Source organism: Pseudidiomarina tainanensis, assembly GCF_900115255.1.
Classification (GTDB): Bacteria; Pseudomonadota; Gammaproteobacteria; order Enterobacterales; family Alteromonadaceae; genus Pseudidiomarina; species Pseudidiomarina tainanensis.
Genome location: NZ_FOYU01000001.1, coordinates 113,955 through 129,649, shown reverse-complemented (window position 1 = coordinate 129,649; position 15,695 = coordinate 113,955). Strand labels below are relative to the sequence as shown.

The following is a 15,695-nucleotide window of genomic DNA, read 5'->3' as shown; positions in this document are numbered from 1 at the left end:
GTTAATTTATGATCAGTGTGTTTGATATCTACAAAGTTGGCATTGGCCCTTCAAGTTCGCATACCGTCGGCCCTATGCGCGCTGCCTATGAATTTTTATTGGCAGCAGATAAAGCCATTGGCTTGTCAAATGTCGACGGGATTGTGGTGGAACTGTTTGGATCATTGGGCCAGACCGGTAAAGGCCATGGTACCGGCAAGGCAGTTATTCTTGGGCTGGCCGGTGAGCAGCCAGAAACTGTTGATACCACAACCGTAGATGAGTTTTTAAAGCGTACCGAAGATACCCAGCGCTTGGCGTTATTGGGTGAGCATGAAATTAAATTTCCGCGTGAAGGTGCCATCGTTTTCCATCGTCGCAAAACGATGCCGCGTCACGCTAACGCAATGGAGTTGCGCCTCTATAAGAACGATGAAGTGATTTACAAAGACCTTTATTATTCAATTGGCGGTGGCTTTATTGTTCGCGATGCCGATTTTGAAGAGTCGCTAGAAGAGGCTATTGAACAATCTTCGAAGCCAATTCCATATCCATTTGATAGTTGTGATGAACTATTAAAACACTGTAACGAGCAAGGGCTACGTATTAGTTCTTTGATGCTAGCAAACGAAAAAGTGTTTCGTAGTGAAGCCGATATCCGCAAAAACCTGATGCATATTTGGAAAACCATGGATGAATGCATTGAGCGAGGTATTCGTACCGAAGGCATTCTTCCTGGTGGCCTTAAAGTTCGGCGTCGAGCCCCGGGCTTATATCAACGTTTAAAGAATGAAAAGTCGGCTGATCCAATGCAGACCATGGATTGGGTTGATCTCTTTGCGCTCGCGGTAAACGAAGAAAACGCTGCGGGCGGTCGCGTGGTCACTGCGCCGACAAACGGCGCAGCAGGAATTATACCGGCAGTCATGAAATATGCCGATAAGTTCATTGCGCCTCTGGATGAGGAAACCGTCGTTCGCTTTTTACTAACTTCAGCAGCGATTGGTATTCTATATAAAAAGAATGCGTCAATTTCCGGCGCTGAAGTGGGTTGTCAGGGCGAAGTCGGTGTTGCGTGTTCAATGGCCGCCGGTGCACTCGCCGAATTAATGGGCGGCGGAGTGAGTGCCGTTGAAAACGCTGCAGAGATCGGTATGGAACATAATCTGGGCTTAACCTGCGATCCTGTGGGTGGTTTGGTGCAAGTACCATGCATTGAGCGCAATGCAATGGGGTCAATTAAAGCTATCAACGCCGCTCGGCTTGCCTTGCGTGGTAGCGGTGATCACAAAGTATCGTTGGATAAGGTTATCAAAACCATGTGGGATACCGGCAATGATATGAAAACTAAGTACAAAGAAACCGCACGTGGTGGGCTTGCCGTTAATATCATCGAGTGTTAACCGCTGATAAATGAGCTGCTCCGCCTCGATTAAAGTGTGGGCAGCTCAATATCTCGGAATAATCGATCGATCTCATCTTGCGACTTTTTCATCATCGCCGAGTCAACCAGTGAACGATTTAAATGAGGCGCAAAACCTTCTAGAAAATCATACATGTAGCTACGCAAAAACGTCCCTTTTCGGAAACCAATTTTCGTCGTACTTGGCGCAAATAAATGGGCTGCTGGAATATTAATCAAATCAGCATCGTTATTCGCATCAATCGCCATACTGGCAACTACCCCGACGCCCAATCCCATTCGTACATAGGTTTTAATCACATCAGCGTCGGTTGCAGTAAATACGACATTGGGCTTAATACCGGCTTGATTAAATGCCCGATCAAGCTCTGAGCGGCCAGTAAAGCCATGCACATAGGTAACAATTGGATAGTCACCCAAGTCGGTTATTGTCACTTCACTCAATTTGCCTAACGGATGATCCGGCGGTGTAATGATAGAACGATTCCAGTGATAACACGGTAACATGATGAGGTCTTGATATAAATGCAATGCCTCGGTTGCAATTGCAAAGTCGGCAACCCCCTTTGCCGCCGCCTCACTAATTTGTTCGGGTGAACCTTGATGCATATGCAAACTGACATTTGGGTAACGTTGCATAAAGGATTTGATCATATTCGGCAGTGCATACCGCGCCTGCGTATGCGTGGTGGCTATATTCAATTTACCCTGATTGGGTTGGGTGTATTCACCGGCAACCGCGCGAATGGCTTCTACCTGCGATAATATTTGACGAGCTATCGCAATAACTTCTTCACCCGCAGGTGTCACATGGGTTAGATGCTTGCCACTGCGTTCGAAGATTTGCACGCCCAGTTCGTCTTCAAGCATGCGCACCTGCTTACTAATACCCGGCTGAGAGGTATATAAACTATCAGCAGTCGCTGAAACGTTGAGATTATGATTTAATACTTCGACAATATAACGCAGTTGCTGCAACTTCATGGCATAGCTCGTTTATGACCAAACACTTATGCCAAAAATATATAACACCTAGTCTATTTATTCCAAGTTGAATTTGAGGAAATTGTGAGCAGTCTACAAGAGCAACTTCAAAAACTCGGTTTTCAACAAGCCGAAGCGACGCCCGAAAATGTTAGCGACGATACGGTAAGTCCCGTCGATACGTCACAAGTCGTTCGAATTCAACGTCAGACGAAAGGCCGCAAAGGGAAAGGCGTTACCGTGTTAATCGATCTGCCACAACAACCCAAACTTCTCGCTGATTATGCTTCGCAGTTACGCAAAACCTGCGGCGTCGGTGGTGCCGTAAAGGATGGCACTATTGAGTTACAAGGCGATCAGCGGGAAAAGGCAAAACTTTGGTTGGAGCAACATGGCTTCAAAGTAAAATTAGCTGGTGGCTAATTTTACAGCAGATACTTAAATGATACGGTTCGCGTTGCTGCATCCCAGCTTAGGTCTGTAGTCATCTGGCGTAATAGCTCCAAACCGCGCCCGTGGCTCTTTTCAGTATATTTTGCCGAAGCTGCGACATCTGCAGTCCCCTTGCCACTATCTGTTACACTCACGGTCAATTGTTTGGAACTTGGCTCAAAGTGGACTCGAATACGAATCTCACCTTGTTGTAATCCGTGCAAACGCTCTAAGCGAAGTCGATAGTACTCTGCAAAGCCTTCGGGATCTTGTTTCATAGATGAATCAAGTTCTAGTAGCCCGTGTTCAAGCGCATTGTTAAATGCTTCGGCTAAGAATAAATACACTGTGGTACGGTGGCGGCGCAGATGCGGCAATTGACTCAGCGCTGAGAGAATATGCGCCACCGGATCTATCGTCATTAAATGTTCAGGCTGGAGCACTGATTCAAAAATAAACGGTAGGCCAAACTGCTCAGGTTCAGGTTTCACTTCTCCTAAGCCCGTGGGTTGGCAACTTAAGATGGCTAACGACAAATCGTCATGTAGTGGCGTTTCGCCTCGAAACCGTTCGAGTTCATCAACTAATGAAGCAAAGTCCTCATTGCGAGGATAGCGCGATAACAACATTTCAAGCGCTTCTGAGCCTAAGAACTTATGTTGATGACCAAGTAACTCTGTTACGCCATCGGTAAACAGAGCGATTGAACTACCACGCGGGGCTCGAAATGTTGCGACGCGACTATCAAATTCATGATCATCAACAACACCTAATGCCATGTGCGCCGGACTCAGGCGCTTTAAAATTTCACCATGTTCGTTAAACAACAATGCAGCGGGCATACCGCCATTCCAATACGTAACACGCTCACCGTTTGCTGATAATTCCAATAAAATTGCGGCGCAAAACATGTCATCAGGTAAAAGCCGACTCATACGGTAGTTAAACTCTGTGACCATTTCAGCTACAGAAACGCCGCGATCAGACATTGCAAAAAAAGCTTGTGAGAGCGGCAACGCACCGGTAGCCGGAGCTAGGCCATGTCCGGTAAAGTCGGCCATAAGCATATAAATATTTCCCAACGGACCTGGTGCAATCAGGCACAAATCGCCGTTGAATTTAGACACTGGGGTCAAATAGGTGTGAACGTGGGCATATTCGAGATAATTGCGACTCAGAGCGTTTTGAAAGATGTGTTCAACGAGCTGATGCTCTCGGTCGACACGTGCTTTGTGCCAAGCTAACGATTGTCGTAAACCATCGATTTGATCTTGGGCTACCTGTAATTGCTGCAGATAGAGTAGACGTTGTTGCAAAAGTCCGGATGCTAACGGCCATAACAAAGCATCTGAGGCTAGCATACCTAACCGTTCAAATAGTATTGGGTTGTCAGTAATCACAATACTTTTAATCGTCTTTGACGGTATGAACTCTCGTATTCTACTCAGAGAATCGGATCCAATATCACCTGCCGCAACTATACAAACAATTGAGTTATTACGTATCGGTTTGTTTGGAAATTCCGCTAACGAACAAGTGGCAACATCACAGTGTTTAGCTGAATAGAGTTGCGCAATAACTTCTCGCGCAATACTTGAGCCGTCATCGATAACCGTAACGTGACACGATGGGGTTGCAGGCTCGTAAAAATTAGCCATCACTATTCAATAACAAATAATTTATCGAAGCGCGAAATATCTAAAATACTTCTTACCTCAGGTCGACAATTAATAATATGTATACTTTTAACTGATTTCCCTAACGATTTACGCATATTAAGAAGCATCCCCAACGCGGAGCTATCTAAATATTCAGTTTCTCGTAAATCGATAAATACGGTCGGTTGTTGGTCACCTACATTACTGTATGCCTGACGAAATTCTTGAACCAAACCGAAATCGAATTTTCCTTTAATGGCGATAATCAGCTCTTTTCCGTCATTGGCAAATTGGCGGTGTAATGGCATCGTTTGTTCCTTTTTAGATAGCTTTCTATAAATACTGCCAATTACTGTGCACTAACACAATACTTACTTTTGATAGTTTTGCTAAAACACAATAAAAAGCCAGAACAGTGTTCTGGCTTTCTCGTAAGGCTCATCAAATAAGCATTTCTTTACGGTTTTTGACGATATTTTTGATACAGCTGATTATGACGATTGTTAAGATCAACTTCCGCACCATCGATAAACATCAATCGCACTTTTTGGCCGAGTTGATCCATCACATCCCCGTCAGAAACAAAGAGTGATGCGTGCTTACCAACTTCTAGTGAACCAATTTTATCCGCTACGCCCATCACTTCTGCAGGTTTTAGCGTAATCGCCGCTAATGCTTGGTCTTTATCAAGACCAAAAGCCACGGCATTACCAGCTGCAAAAGCAAGGTTACGAATATCCCAAAAGCCAGTTGAATAGGCGATTGCGAAATCAACACCGGCTGCTGCGAGAGCCGCTGGCGCTGCGTAAGCCTGATCATAAGCTTCATCATGACGCGTCGGTAAGCCATACGGTTCGCCGTAGACAACTGAGATATCTTGCGCTGCAAGTTTATCAGCAATACGCCAAGCGTCGCGGGCACCTACCAAAACAAGCTCAAAGCCCCACTCTGAGGCCAACTCCATCGCTTGCTCCATTTGGCGTTTGTCGTGAGCATGAACAAACAACTTACTGGAACCATCAAATAGTCCAGTCATTGCTTCCCAACGCACATCAGTACCATTGAGTTCGTTCGCTTGCTTCGCATCGTAATAAGCTTTCGCATCAACAAATGCTGCTTTCAATTTTTTCAAATCTTCAGCATTGGCTTTACGTTGCTCTTCCGGCGACCGGCGTTCCCACCACGAAGTGTTAATGCCAACTCGAGGCCAATTAACATGAACGCCAACGTTGAGCGCTTCGGCAGCGTCTTCGAACGTCCAGCCATCAGTTTGTAACAAGCTTGAACGACCAGCAATGAGATTTCGTTGCGGGACAATTTCAGCGTGCGTGATACCGTTGTAGCGAACAGTAGGAATAACTTCTGAATCAGGATTGTAAGCTGTATGTCCACTCACTTCCGGTGTGATATCCCCGACTTCACTCAAATCATTGGTAGCACGAACCGCAGCGAGCTCGATCAAACCCAAGGTTGTATCTAATGCAACAATACCTGGATAAACCTGCTTACCCGTTACATCGATAACACGGGCATTTTCAGGTACTGCTAGGTTCGAGCCAATCGCGGTGATTTTGCCGTTTTCGAACAACAAGTCGGTATCGGCTAACACACCATTGGTGACCGTGTTAAGCGTACCGCCTTGCAACAACACTGGTTGCTCTTGCGTTTTACCAGGAACCATATCATGGGCAACGGCTGCCGCACTCAAACTCGCAGCAACAACGGCTGTTATTAACTTTTTCATAGTTGCTCTCCTTGATGTGCTTGCACATGTAGATGTTTGCCATGAACGGTAAATTGTTCGCTCCAAACATCATGATTATCATCACAATGCCAAGTTGGTTGAGGTTTCTTATAGCCATTACCGTTGCCGTTTCGAGCGCTTTCAGGGCTACGTAGTAACTTCTGAATCAATTGCTGCTTTTCAGTTTCTAACTGAGCACGCAGTTGCATGTCACGCGCACGGTCAAAATATTTACGAGCATTGATCCAAGTTTCCTCAACTGCTGAATAAGCGCTAAGTGGGTGACCATTCCAGATAACAAAGTCGGCATGTTTACCTTCTTTGATACTACCCACGTACTGATCTACTTTCAGTTGTTTCGCTGGGTTCAACGTGATCATTTGCAACGCTTCATGCTCAGACATACCACAGTAAGTCACTGATTTCGCAGCTTCGGTATTCAAGCGACGTTGCAGGTCATTACTATCTGAGTTGATACTCGTTAACACGCCTTTTTCTGACATCAAACAGGCGTTTTGCGGAATCGCATCATACACTTCGAATTTAAATGCCCACCAGTCTGCAAATGTCGAACCACCGGCACCGTGCTTCGCCATTTCTGAAGCGACTTTGTAGCCCTCAAGAATGTGCGTAAAGGTGGTCAAGGTAAAGCCAAACTCTTCCGCCAATCGTAACAGCATCAGAATTTCTGATTGAACATAAGAGTGAGCGTGAACAAAACGTTCGCTACGCAGAATTTCAAGCAACGTTTGCAAACGATAATCAGGACGCGGTGGCGCGGTTTTCGCTTTTTCACTGCGACTTAATTTTTCGTAGGCATCCATGCGCTGTTTGTACTCTCGCGCAGCTGTGAAACCATCACGCATAACCGCTTCAACACCCATACGGGTTTGCGGATAACGTACCGTGAACGTGGTTCCCCAGTTACTTTGTTTCACGTTTTCACCTAGCGCAAATTTAATGCTTGGTGGTGCTGCGTCGAACTTCAATGTGTTTGCATCCGCACCCCAACGCAATTTAATGACTTGCGCCTGACCACCAATTGGGTTTGCAGAACCATGCAGCAACTGCGCCATAGTGGTACCACCGGCAAGTGAACGATAGATATGGATATCATCTGGATTCACCACATCACCGATGCGTACTTCTGCGGTAATTGCTTCAGAACCTTCATTTACACCGCCTTCGATTGCAATGTGCGAGTGCTCATCAATAATCCCTGGCGTGACATGCTTACCAGTGCCATCAATCACCGTGTAACCAGAAGGCGTACGTAAGTCCTTACCAATACGGTAGAACTCACCATCGCGAATCAAAACGTCAGTGTTCTCGAGCACACCAGCTTCATCGGCTGTCCAAACAGTCGCATTCTTAATGTGCACATTCTGACGCTCAGGCAAACCGTCTAAGCCATAAGCCACATTTGGGAATGTTACTTTACTGACGTACTCAGAAACGGTATTTGCTGTGCTATCTGTTGCCGACTCACCTGCAGCCGTACGATTTGCAGTTAGCGGGAGCTCGCGACCATCTGGTGCAATTGCAACGCCAGTAAAACCGTCCGCAGATGCTTGTTCAAGACGCATACGCCATGCACCGTCTAAACCAGCGAAGTTTGCATCAACCACGAACTCAACTGTCGAATCGGTGCGCTTGGCGTCGCGAATCTTATTACTGTTGAACTCACCTGAAATCGATTTGCCTGATTTCAATACAAGTTCTGCTTGCTGGTTCGCTACAGTCACAGCCAATGTTCCGCCGAAATCAGCTTGATTTAGCGGCGCAAGCTCAACCTCGCTACCTTGTAACCAAACTGATTTAATCGTGCCGCTGGTGAACAAGTCGCCTTCAGCAATCACGAAATCGGCCATGTAACCCGGAGCCAGTTTACCGGCTTTATCACTAACACCAGCAATCTTCGCCGGTACCGTGGTTAACGCTGCAAGCGCCTTATCCGCATCTAAACCATGCTGCACAGCACGGCGCAAATTCGGCCAAAAATCATCGGCCTTTTTCAACTCATGCAATGTAAATGAAAAGTCGATATCTGCCTGAGCCAAAGCCGCCGCATTACCTGGCGCACGTTCCCAATGACGCAAATCAGCTAAGCTGACATCTAAATGGTCATCGACCCCTTTAACATCTGGAGCTGCTGGGAAATTAAGCGGCAGGATAATCGCTGACTTAGTGTTTTTGATCGCATCCAGACGGGCATATTCATAGCCAGAACCTAAGAACGTTACCGGAACTTGGAATTGCGAAAGCACATCGTACGCGCGCAACAGTGAGCGATCGTCAGAAACTTTGAATACCAGCCCTTCTTGTTCAACGTTGGCAAGCTCAGCTAATGCGGCATTGTATTCAACAGGACGATTGTAAGCATCTTTGCCATAGGCTTGCTCGTACCAGTTTGCATCAGACAAAGTCTGACGAATGAGCGCAATTGAGCCCATTAACGATGATGGGTATTGCTGTAATGATGAGCCCTTATCAAACGAACCAAAATGGCGCGCACGTGGGTTATAAACGGCATTATTAGCAATCGTATCCGCTAGTGATACGGTAACCGCTTGCCCTTGGAAAATACCGTCTAATCGAGCACTTTGAACCGCGGTAAAGCCTTGATTGATGTAATCTTTTGCTGATTTACTATCCGTTGCAAATTTATCCACCCAGTCAACTTGTGAGTGAATTGCGTCATTCGCTGCATTACCACCTTCACGTTTATTATTGTACTGCGGTGTGGTACTGCGATACGGCGCGCGTTCCGGTTTTTCAACAGCCGGTACACCGTAGTTACTATAGGCATCAATGAAGCCCGGATAGATGGTGTGTCCGCTCACATCAATAACGCGGGCTCCTTCTGGCGCTCGGTTATTGCGAGTAACAGCGACAACTTTGCCGTTTTTAATCACCAACGTTGCGTTTTCTAGCTTTTTTCCTGGCTCCGTCACAATTGTTGCATTTTGCAATGCAATAAATGTTGACGAATTATCATGTAAACCACGCACTGGTGTCGTTTGCGAAGCCACTGCCACCAACGGCAACGCTGCACAAACTGACAGTGCCAGTTTACTGAGATGTTTAATCCCGTTCATCTGGTTCCCCTTTTATGATTTTTACGGTTATCATGTCCACATTAATGGGGATCAATGACCATGCGCAATCCATTTAAGGATGAAAAGCGTATTGCAGTCGTTAAACAACACAATTAGGAGAACAACATGAAGTCAATATTCAAGGTCGCAGGTAGTTTCGTCAGCATTGTTGCACTGACTGTTTCTGCAAGTGCAATTGCACAACATGCGTTTAATGATGCTGACAAAGCTGTCGAGTACCGGCAAAAGGCATTATCAATTATGCAAAACAACTTTGCCGTGATGGGCGATATGGTGAAAGGTGATATCGAATTCGACGGCGCTATTTTTACCGAGCGTGCGAATGATTTTGCCGCATTAACGAGCATTCCTTGGATTGGTTTTAGCCAAGAAGGTGCAATGCCAGGTAATAATACTGATGCGTTACCTGCTATTTGGGATAACTGGGAAGATTTCGTTGAGCGTTCAGAGCAGTTACAACAAGATGCTAAAGCATTGCAACAGGCAGCTGCTTCTGGTGATCAGGGCGCTATCCGGAATGCCTTCATGACAGCCGCTCGTAACTGCAAGGGCTGCCATGATCAGTATAAAGACTAATTAATCCAATAATATAACGCAGCAGCGATAATCGCTGCTGCGATTATTCCAACGATACCTGGTACCAGTTTCGGTGCTGCAACCCCTTCGCGATAACCGTGTATCATTGCACTTATCAGGTTGATACCACGAAGCCGATACAGAATAATCGCGACAACGTGCACGACAATCACAGCCAGTAAGACATTGAAAATCGTTTCATGCACTTCACCGGCTATTTCACTGAAATCACTGCCAACACTGCTCGCTAATGGCCCCGAATAAAAGATGTCATCACTGGCAAATAATCCCGAACCGAATTGCACCAATAATAATAATAACAATGCGAGTACAGCCCAGCCGCCCGCTGCATTATGCGTGTTTGATGGCTGATAATGCCCAGATTTAAATTCAGAAATATGTTCAGAAATAGCTTTAGGGCCTTTGACAAAACGCGAAAAACGCGCAGATTCGCTCCCCAAAAATCCCCATAGAACGCGCGTAATAACTAACGCCCCAAGTATTCCCGCAAGTTGTAGATGACGATCCATCAGCCCTTCTTCTGCGGTGTACCACATGAGTACCACCAAAATAACCATCAACCAATGACTTAACCGAACAAAACTATCCCAAATTTTTACCCGTTGCATTTTCAGTCATCCTTCTGTTCAATACAGTATTATTCTTTTAGCAGTATAGGATAGAACAATGAGCCAATCAGCTAATAAAGTATTAATTGTTGACGACGATTATATTTCGCTCGAAGTGTTACGTGCCATGGTTCAGCAATATCCTGTTGAGGTCATCACTGCAGAAACAGGCAAAGAAGCGGTTGCACTGGCAGTGGAGCAACGCCCTGCACTGGTTCTCTTGGACCACGAATTACCCGATATTAATGGGATTGATGTGTACTGTGAAATAGTTGCTCAGCTTGGCGATGCCGCACCGCAAGCAGCCATGATCACCGGTCATCAACACGACGATTTTGCGCAACATTGTACTGCAGCAGGCATTGACACTTTTCTACATAAACCGGTTAGTCCAAAGCAACTCGCTGATTTACTTCGTATCGCCAGCGACGTCTAATAAGCGTTGGCTTTCAGTTAAAAATTTCTGTGCGAAATCACCGAAATACTCACGAATATGTTCAAATCGTCGAATAAATCCGGCCTTATTGCCTTGTTCAAGTTCTGATAATAACTGCTCGAACAAGCGTACATAGCGACGTAGCATTGAGAAATTGTGTGGCTCCGACAAAATAATGTCTGCGTATAAATGAGCATCTTGCGCAAATAATCGGCCGACCATCATTAACTCAAGCCGATAAATGGGGGAGCTTAATTCTAGCAACTGTTGTACGTCGACTTTTTCATGGGCAAGATGAGCGCCGTAAACAAAGGTCGATAAATGACGCAAGACCTGCACAAAAGACATTGCTTGATCGTGCTCACTCGCATCAATAAATTTTATCTGTGCGCCCCAACGTTGAATGCTCTCTAACACCCATTGATAGCTTTCTTCATCGCGGCCGTGACAGGCAACCATTAATTGCTTTGCAAGGGTTACTTGCTGCGGCCCAAACATTGGGTGAAGGCCCACTACTGGGCCACTATGTTTCGCTAGCATAGCTGCCAATGGCTTTTGTTTGATACTCGTCACATCAGCAAGCACACAACTGGGCGGAAGTACTGGTAATGCTTCAATAACATCGACGGTGGCAACAACAGGAACGGCAATCAGCACCAAATCGGCTTGTGCGCAATATAACTCCGCCATTTCCCAGTTATCTTTTTCAATGATGTTGACGGCAGCACCAGCCGATTCGAACAATCGAACGAACAACTTACCGAGTGCGCCAGCACCACCAAAAATAACCACCGATTTCGTCTCTAGATGAACATCTGCAGCTTGCTGCTGTTGATAAGACTCACGAATAACTCGACGTAACACATCCTCGATCAATTCAGGCGATAGACCAACTTGAGCGGCTTGCTCGCGGCGGTTGACCAGCATTGCAGCTTCGCGTTCTGGCACATATAAAGGTTGCCCTAACTTACGTTTTACTACGCCAACTTTGCTTGCTAATTGACGTCGCTGTAATAACAATCGCACCAACTCACTGTCCGTTTCGTCAATTTGTTGACGCAATACGTCTAGCTCATGTTGTTCGTGCTTTGAATTCGGCATGTCCTCAACTCCGCAGGGCAATTTAGTGTGTAATAGCGCATTTGTACCATAAAAAAACCCGCCAGCGGCGGGTTTTTTTCGAATAAGCTTGATGCTTATTAAGACAACTTCTCGCGGATACGTGCAGATTTACCTGAACGCTCACGGAGGTAGTAAAGCTTAGCACGACGTACCGCACCTTTTCGCTTCACAACAATGCTATCTACGATTGGGCTGTGTACTTGGAAAGTACGCTCAACGCCTTCGCCGTTCGAGATTTTACGAACAGTTACTGCGCTGTGTAAGCCACGATTACGCTTTGCGATAACCACGCCTTCAAATGCCTGAATACGCTCACGGTTACCTTCGGTTACCTTAACATTAACGACCACTGTATCACCCGGCGCGTACGCTGGAAGGTCGCTTTTCAATTGCTCGTCTTCGATCGCTTTGATCAAATTTTGGTTTACTTTTGCCATGATAGCCTCACTTGCCTAGATTAACTGCCCGAACCTGTATCAGAAGCATCTTCATGTTGCTGAATGAATTCATCCAACAACTGCCTCTGCTCGTCAGTCAGAGCTAGGTGTTTTAACAATTCAGGACGTCGCAACCAGGTTCTCCCAAGAGACTGCTGCAAACGCCACTTGCGTATATTTTCGTGGTTTCCGCTGAGTAATACTGCGGGAACCGCCTCACCATCTAAAACTTCCGGTCGTGTATAGTGTGGGCAATCTAACAAGCCATCGGCAAATGAGTCCTCGCTAGCTGAATCTTGATGCCCCAAAACACCGGGAATCAAGCGTGCTACCGTGTCAATCATCACCATGGCGGGTAACTCACCACCACTTAACACGTAATCTCCAATCGACCATTCTTCATCAACGTGACGAGTAATTACTCGTTCATCAATGCCTTCATAGCGACCGGCGATTATGATGAACTTGTCATGCTGAGCTAACTCATGAGCACCAGCGTGATCAAGTTTGCGACCTTGAGGTGACATATAAATCACCTTGGTATTGGCGCCAAGCTGTTGTTTGGCTGCTGCAATCGCATCAGTGAGCGGTTGCACCATCATCAACATGCCAGGACCTCCGCCATAAGGGCGGTCATCAACAGTGCGATGCCGATCTTGGGTAAAATCGCGTGGGTTAATCAGTTGGATATCCAACACCCCATCACGAACAGCCCGACCAGTCACACCGTTATCGGTAATGGCCTGAAACATTTCAGGAAAGAGGCTAATGACCCCTACCTGTAATTTTGCAGTCATTAAAAGTCCGACGGCCAATCCACAACAATACGTTTGTTTTCTTTGTCGACTGCTTGTACATATTGACTCTGAATAAACGGAATCAATCGTTCTGAGCGACCAAATGCATCGTTGCTATTCGCTTTCACCACCATCACATCATTCGATGCTGTGGCCATAATCTGGTCTACGACTCCCATGTCATAACCGTCAGTATTCACCACGGTCATACCAATCAAATCGCGCCAGTAAAATTCATCCTCTGGCAATTCAGGTAGTTGCTCTGCATCAATAATGATTTCCGCGCCTGTAAACACATGGGCTTGGTCACGATCTTCGACACCAGCTAACTTTGCAATGAGTCCTTTATTATGTCGACGCCATTCTTCGACTTGAACTGCTTGCGTTTTACCCTGCTTAATAATTTGCCAAGGGCTGTATTCAAAAATGGCTTCCGGATCATCGGTATAGCTTTGAACTTTAATCCAGCCTTTTACGCCATACACTGCGCCTAGTTGACCAACGACGACGGTTTCAGCAGGAGTATTCATAGCCACCTATAATACGGATTTAATTCATTAAGCCGCGCTGCGCGCGTCTTTAACTAACTTCGCTACACGCTCAGAAAGTGATGCACCGTTAGATACCCAGTGATCAACACGATCTAAATCAACGCGCAATTTTTCTTCCTGGCCACGAGCGACCGGGTTGAAGAAGCCTACGTTTTCAATAAAACGACCGTCGCGGGCATTGCGACTGTCAGTAACTACCATTTGGTAGAATGGGCGTTTTTTAGCGCCACCACGTTGTAAACGAATGGTTACCATTACGTTCCTCGATACAGTTTCTAATGTTAAGTAAATAAAAAAGTCTCCGACCGGGGTCGAAGAGGTCGTGGAATTTACCCGAAATTTAGTCCGAATGCAAGTTTTTACTAGCCTTTCGGGAACATTCCTGGTGGCATTTTCCCACCCATTCCGCCAAGACTGCGCATCATCTTCGCCATGCCGCCGCCTTTCATTTTTTTCATCATTTTTTGCATTTGCATAAATTGCTTGAGCAATTTGTTCACATCTTGTACTTGCGTACCAGAGCCAGCCGCTATACGACGTTTGCGCGAACCTTTGATTAAATCCGGGTACTCACGCTCTTTTGGGGTCATGGAATTAATAATTGCTTCCATACGAACGGTCATCTTGTCATCAAGCTGCCCTTTCACCTGAGCTGACATTTTTCCCATGCCGGGAAGTTTGTCCATTAGGCCCATCATGCCGCCCATATCACGCATTTGTGCTAGTTGATCACGGAAATCCTCTAACGAGAACTTACCTTCTTTCATTACTTTCTTGGCGACCTTCTCAGCCTTACTGCGATCAACCTTGGTTTCTAGCTCATCGATTAACGACAGCACGTCACCCATACCTAAAATGCGTGAGGCAACACGATCTGGATGAAACGGTTCTAATGCTGTGTTCTTTTCACCGACACCTAAGAATTTAATCGGTTTACCGGTGATGTGACGAATAGATAAAGCTGCACCGCCGCGCGCGTCACCGTCGGTTTTCGTTAAAATCACACCCGTTAGTGGGAGAGCTTCGCTAAATGCTTTGGCAGTGTTCGCAGCATCCTGACCCGTCATCGCATCAACTACAAATAGCGTTTCTACCGGATTAATCGCTTGGTGCAAGGCTTGAATTTCAGCCATCATGGCTTCATCAATGGCGGTACGACCGGCGGTATCCACTAACACAACGTCAAAAAACTTCTTGCGCGCATGATCAATAGCATTTTGCGCAATCGTTACTGGTTTTTGCTCAGTGTTTGAAGGAAAAAATTCAACTTCTACTTCGGTAGCTAATGTTTCGAGCTGTTTGATTGCAGCGGGACGATAGACGTCTGCACTCACAACAAGAACTTTTTTCTTCTGTTTTTCGCGCAAATAACGCGCTAGCTTGCCCACACTAGTGGTTTTACCCGCACCTTGCAGACCAGCCATCAAAATAACCGCAGGAGGTTGCGCCGCAAGATTAATTGGGACATTACCGTCGCCCATGGCATGCTCGAGTTCTTTCTGGACTATTTTTAAGAATACTTGTCCAGGGGTTAAACTCTTGTTTACTTCTACGCCGAGCGCTTGCTCTTTGACGCGACTCACAAACTCGCGCACAACGGGTAACGCAACGTCAGCTTCTAATAACGCCATCCGAACTTCGCGTAGCGTATCTTTGATATTTTCTTCGGTGAGTCGGCCTCGACCGGTAATGTTCTTCAACGATTGCGACAATCGTTCGCTTAAATTCTCAAACATGCGAATCTGCTCACTCTCTGTTTGCACTTATCTGTTAGCACTTATATCGATATGGCGGCGAGTATATCGCAA

16 protein-coding genes are annotated in these 15,695 nt (G+C 46.1%); 4 read left to right on the top strand and 12 right to left on the bottom strand.

What is annotated here, in order from left to right; all coding sequences use genetic code 11:
• Positions 1 to 8 precede the first annotated feature (8 nt).
• The gene (locus tag BM292_RS00630) at positions 9 to 1,382 is read left to right on the top strand and encodes an L-serine ammonia-lyase (protein WP_092854277.1); all 1,374 of its coding nucleotides are present in this window, start codon (positions 9 to 11) and stop codon (positions 1,380 to 1,382) included.
• A gap of 29 nt (positions 1,383 to 1,411) precedes the next feature.
• On the opposite strand, the gene cysB is transcribed toward BM292_RS00630, so the two are convergent.
• Positions 1,412 to 2,386 (bottom strand): HTH-type transcriptional regulator CysB, encoded by a 975-nt coding sequence (cysB, locus tag BM292_RS00625; protein ID WP_092854275.1) that lies wholly within the window; start codon positions 2,384 to 2,386, stop codon positions 1,412 to 1,414.
• A gap of 84 nt (positions 2,387 to 2,470) precedes the next feature.
• On the opposite strand from cysB, the gene BM292_RS00620 reads away from it, so the two are divergent.
• The gene (locus BM292_RS00620) at positions 2,471 to 2,809 is read left to right on the top strand and encodes a translation initiation factor (protein WP_092854273.1); all 339 of its coding nucleotides are present in this window, start codon (positions 2,471 to 2,473) and stop codon (positions 2,807 to 2,809) included.
• A gap of 2 nt (positions 2,810 to 2,811) precedes the next feature.
• On the opposite strand, the gene BM292_RS00615 is transcribed toward BM292_RS00620, so the two are convergent.
• The 4 genes from BM292_RS00615 to BM292_RS00600 all read right to left on the bottom strand — a co-directional run bounded on the left by BM292_RS00615 (position 2,812) and on the right by BM292_RS00600 (position 9,318).
• Positions 2,812 to 4,476: an ATP-binding SpoIIE family protein phosphatase gene (locus BM292_RS00615; RefSeq protein WP_092854271.1), complete on the bottom strand. Its 1,665-nt coding sequence runs from the start codon at positions 4,474 to 4,476 to the stop codon at positions 2,812 to 2,814.
• A gap of 2 nt (positions 4,477 to 4,478) precedes the next feature.
• Positions 4,479 to 4,784, bottom strand: coding sequence for an STAS domain-containing protein (locus BM292_RS00610; RefSeq protein WP_092854269.1), 306 nt, complete (start codon positions 4,782 to 4,784; stop codon positions 4,479 to 4,481).
• A gap of 149 nt (positions 4,785 to 4,933) precedes the next feature.
• Complete coding sequence (locus tag BM292_RS00605; protein WP_092854267.1) at positions 4,934 to 6,220, bottom strand: amidohydrolase family protein; 1,287 nt, start codon at positions 6,218 to 6,220, stop codon at positions 4,934 to 4,936.
• Entirely contained in the window at positions 6,217 to 9,318 is a 3,102-nt protein-coding gene (locus BM292_RS00600; protein ID WP_092854264.1) for an amidohydrolase family protein, read from the bottom strand. The genes BM292_RS00605 and BM292_RS00600 overlap by 4 nt, the downstream gene beginning before the upstream one ends.
• 126 nt (positions 9,319 to 9,444) lie before the next feature.
• Here BM292_RS00600 and BM292_RS00595 point away from each other — a divergent pair, with 126 nt between their 5' ends.
• Positions 9,445 to 9,915 (top strand): c-type cytochrome, encoded by a 471-nt coding sequence (locus tag BM292_RS00595; RefSeq protein ID WP_092854262.1) that lies wholly within the window; start codon positions 9,445 to 9,447, stop codon positions 9,913 to 9,915.
• On the opposite strand, the gene BM292_RS00590 is transcribed toward BM292_RS00595, so the two are convergent.
• A complete protein-coding gene (locus BM292_RS00590) occupies positions 9,912 to 10,544 on the bottom strand; it encodes a cytochrome b/b6 domain-containing protein (RefSeq protein WP_092854260.1) in 633 nt (210 codons plus the stop codon). The genes BM292_RS00595 and BM292_RS00590 overlap by 4 nt on opposite strands.
• Before the next feature lie 58 nt (positions 10,545 to 10,602).
• Here BM292_RS00590 and BM292_RS00585 point away from each other — a divergent pair, with 58 nt between their 5' ends.
• On the top strand, positions 10,603 to 10,980 hold the full coding sequence (locus BM292_RS00585) for a response regulator (RefSeq protein ID WP_092854258.1): 378 nt from the start codon (positions 10,603 to 10,605) through the stop codon (positions 10,978 to 10,980).
• Here BM292_RS00585 and tyrA read toward each other — a convergent pair.
• The 6 genes from tyrA to ffh all read right to left on the bottom strand — a co-directional run bounded on the left by tyrA (position 10,954) and on the right by ffh (position 15,623).
• The gene (tyrA, locus tag BM292_RS00580; protein WP_092854256.1) at positions 10,954 to 12,081 is read right to left on the bottom strand and encodes a bifunctional chorismate mutase/prephenate dehydrogenase; all 1,128 of its coding nucleotides are present in this window, start codon (positions 12,079 to 12,081) and stop codon (positions 10,954 to 10,956) included. The two genes, BM292_RS00585 and tyrA, sit on opposite strands and share 27 nt — an antisense overlap.
• 98 nt (positions 12,082 to 12,179) lie before the next feature.
• The gene (gene rplS, locus BM292_RS00575; RefSeq protein ID WP_092854254.1) at positions 12,180 to 12,539 is read right to left on the bottom strand and encodes a 50S ribosomal protein L19; all 360 of its coding nucleotides are present in this window, start codon (positions 12,537 to 12,539) and stop codon (positions 12,180 to 12,182) included.
• 20 nt (positions 12,540 to 12,559) lie between these two features.
• Positions 12,560 to 13,336: a tRNA (guanosine(37)-N1)-methyltransferase TrmD gene (gene trmD, locus BM292_RS00570; RefSeq protein ID WP_092854252.1), complete on the bottom strand. Its 777-nt coding sequence runs from the start codon at positions 13,334 to 13,336 to the stop codon at positions 12,560 to 12,562.
• Positions 13,336 to 13,866: a ribosome maturation factor RimM gene (rimM, locus tag BM292_RS00565; protein WP_092854250.1), complete on the bottom strand. Its 531-nt coding sequence runs from the start codon at positions 13,864 to 13,866 to the stop codon at positions 13,336 to 13,338. Before rimM ends, trmD begins: the two co-directional genes overlap by 1 nt.
• Before the next feature lie 27 nt (positions 13,867 to 13,893).
• Complete coding sequence (gene rpsP / locus BM292_RS00560; protein ID WP_055438631.1) at positions 13,894 to 14,142, bottom strand: 30S ribosomal protein S16; 249 nt, start codon at positions 14,140 to 14,142, stop codon at positions 13,894 to 13,896.
• Between the two features lie 107 nt (positions 14,143 to 14,249).
• Positions 14,250 to 15,623, bottom strand: a complete 1,374-nt coding sequence (gene ffh / locus BM292_RS00555; protein ID WP_092854248.1) for a signal recognition particle protein — start codon at positions 15,621 to 15,623, stop codon at positions 14,250 to 14,252.
• Between the last annotated feature and the right edge of the window lie 72 nt (positions 15,624 to 15,695).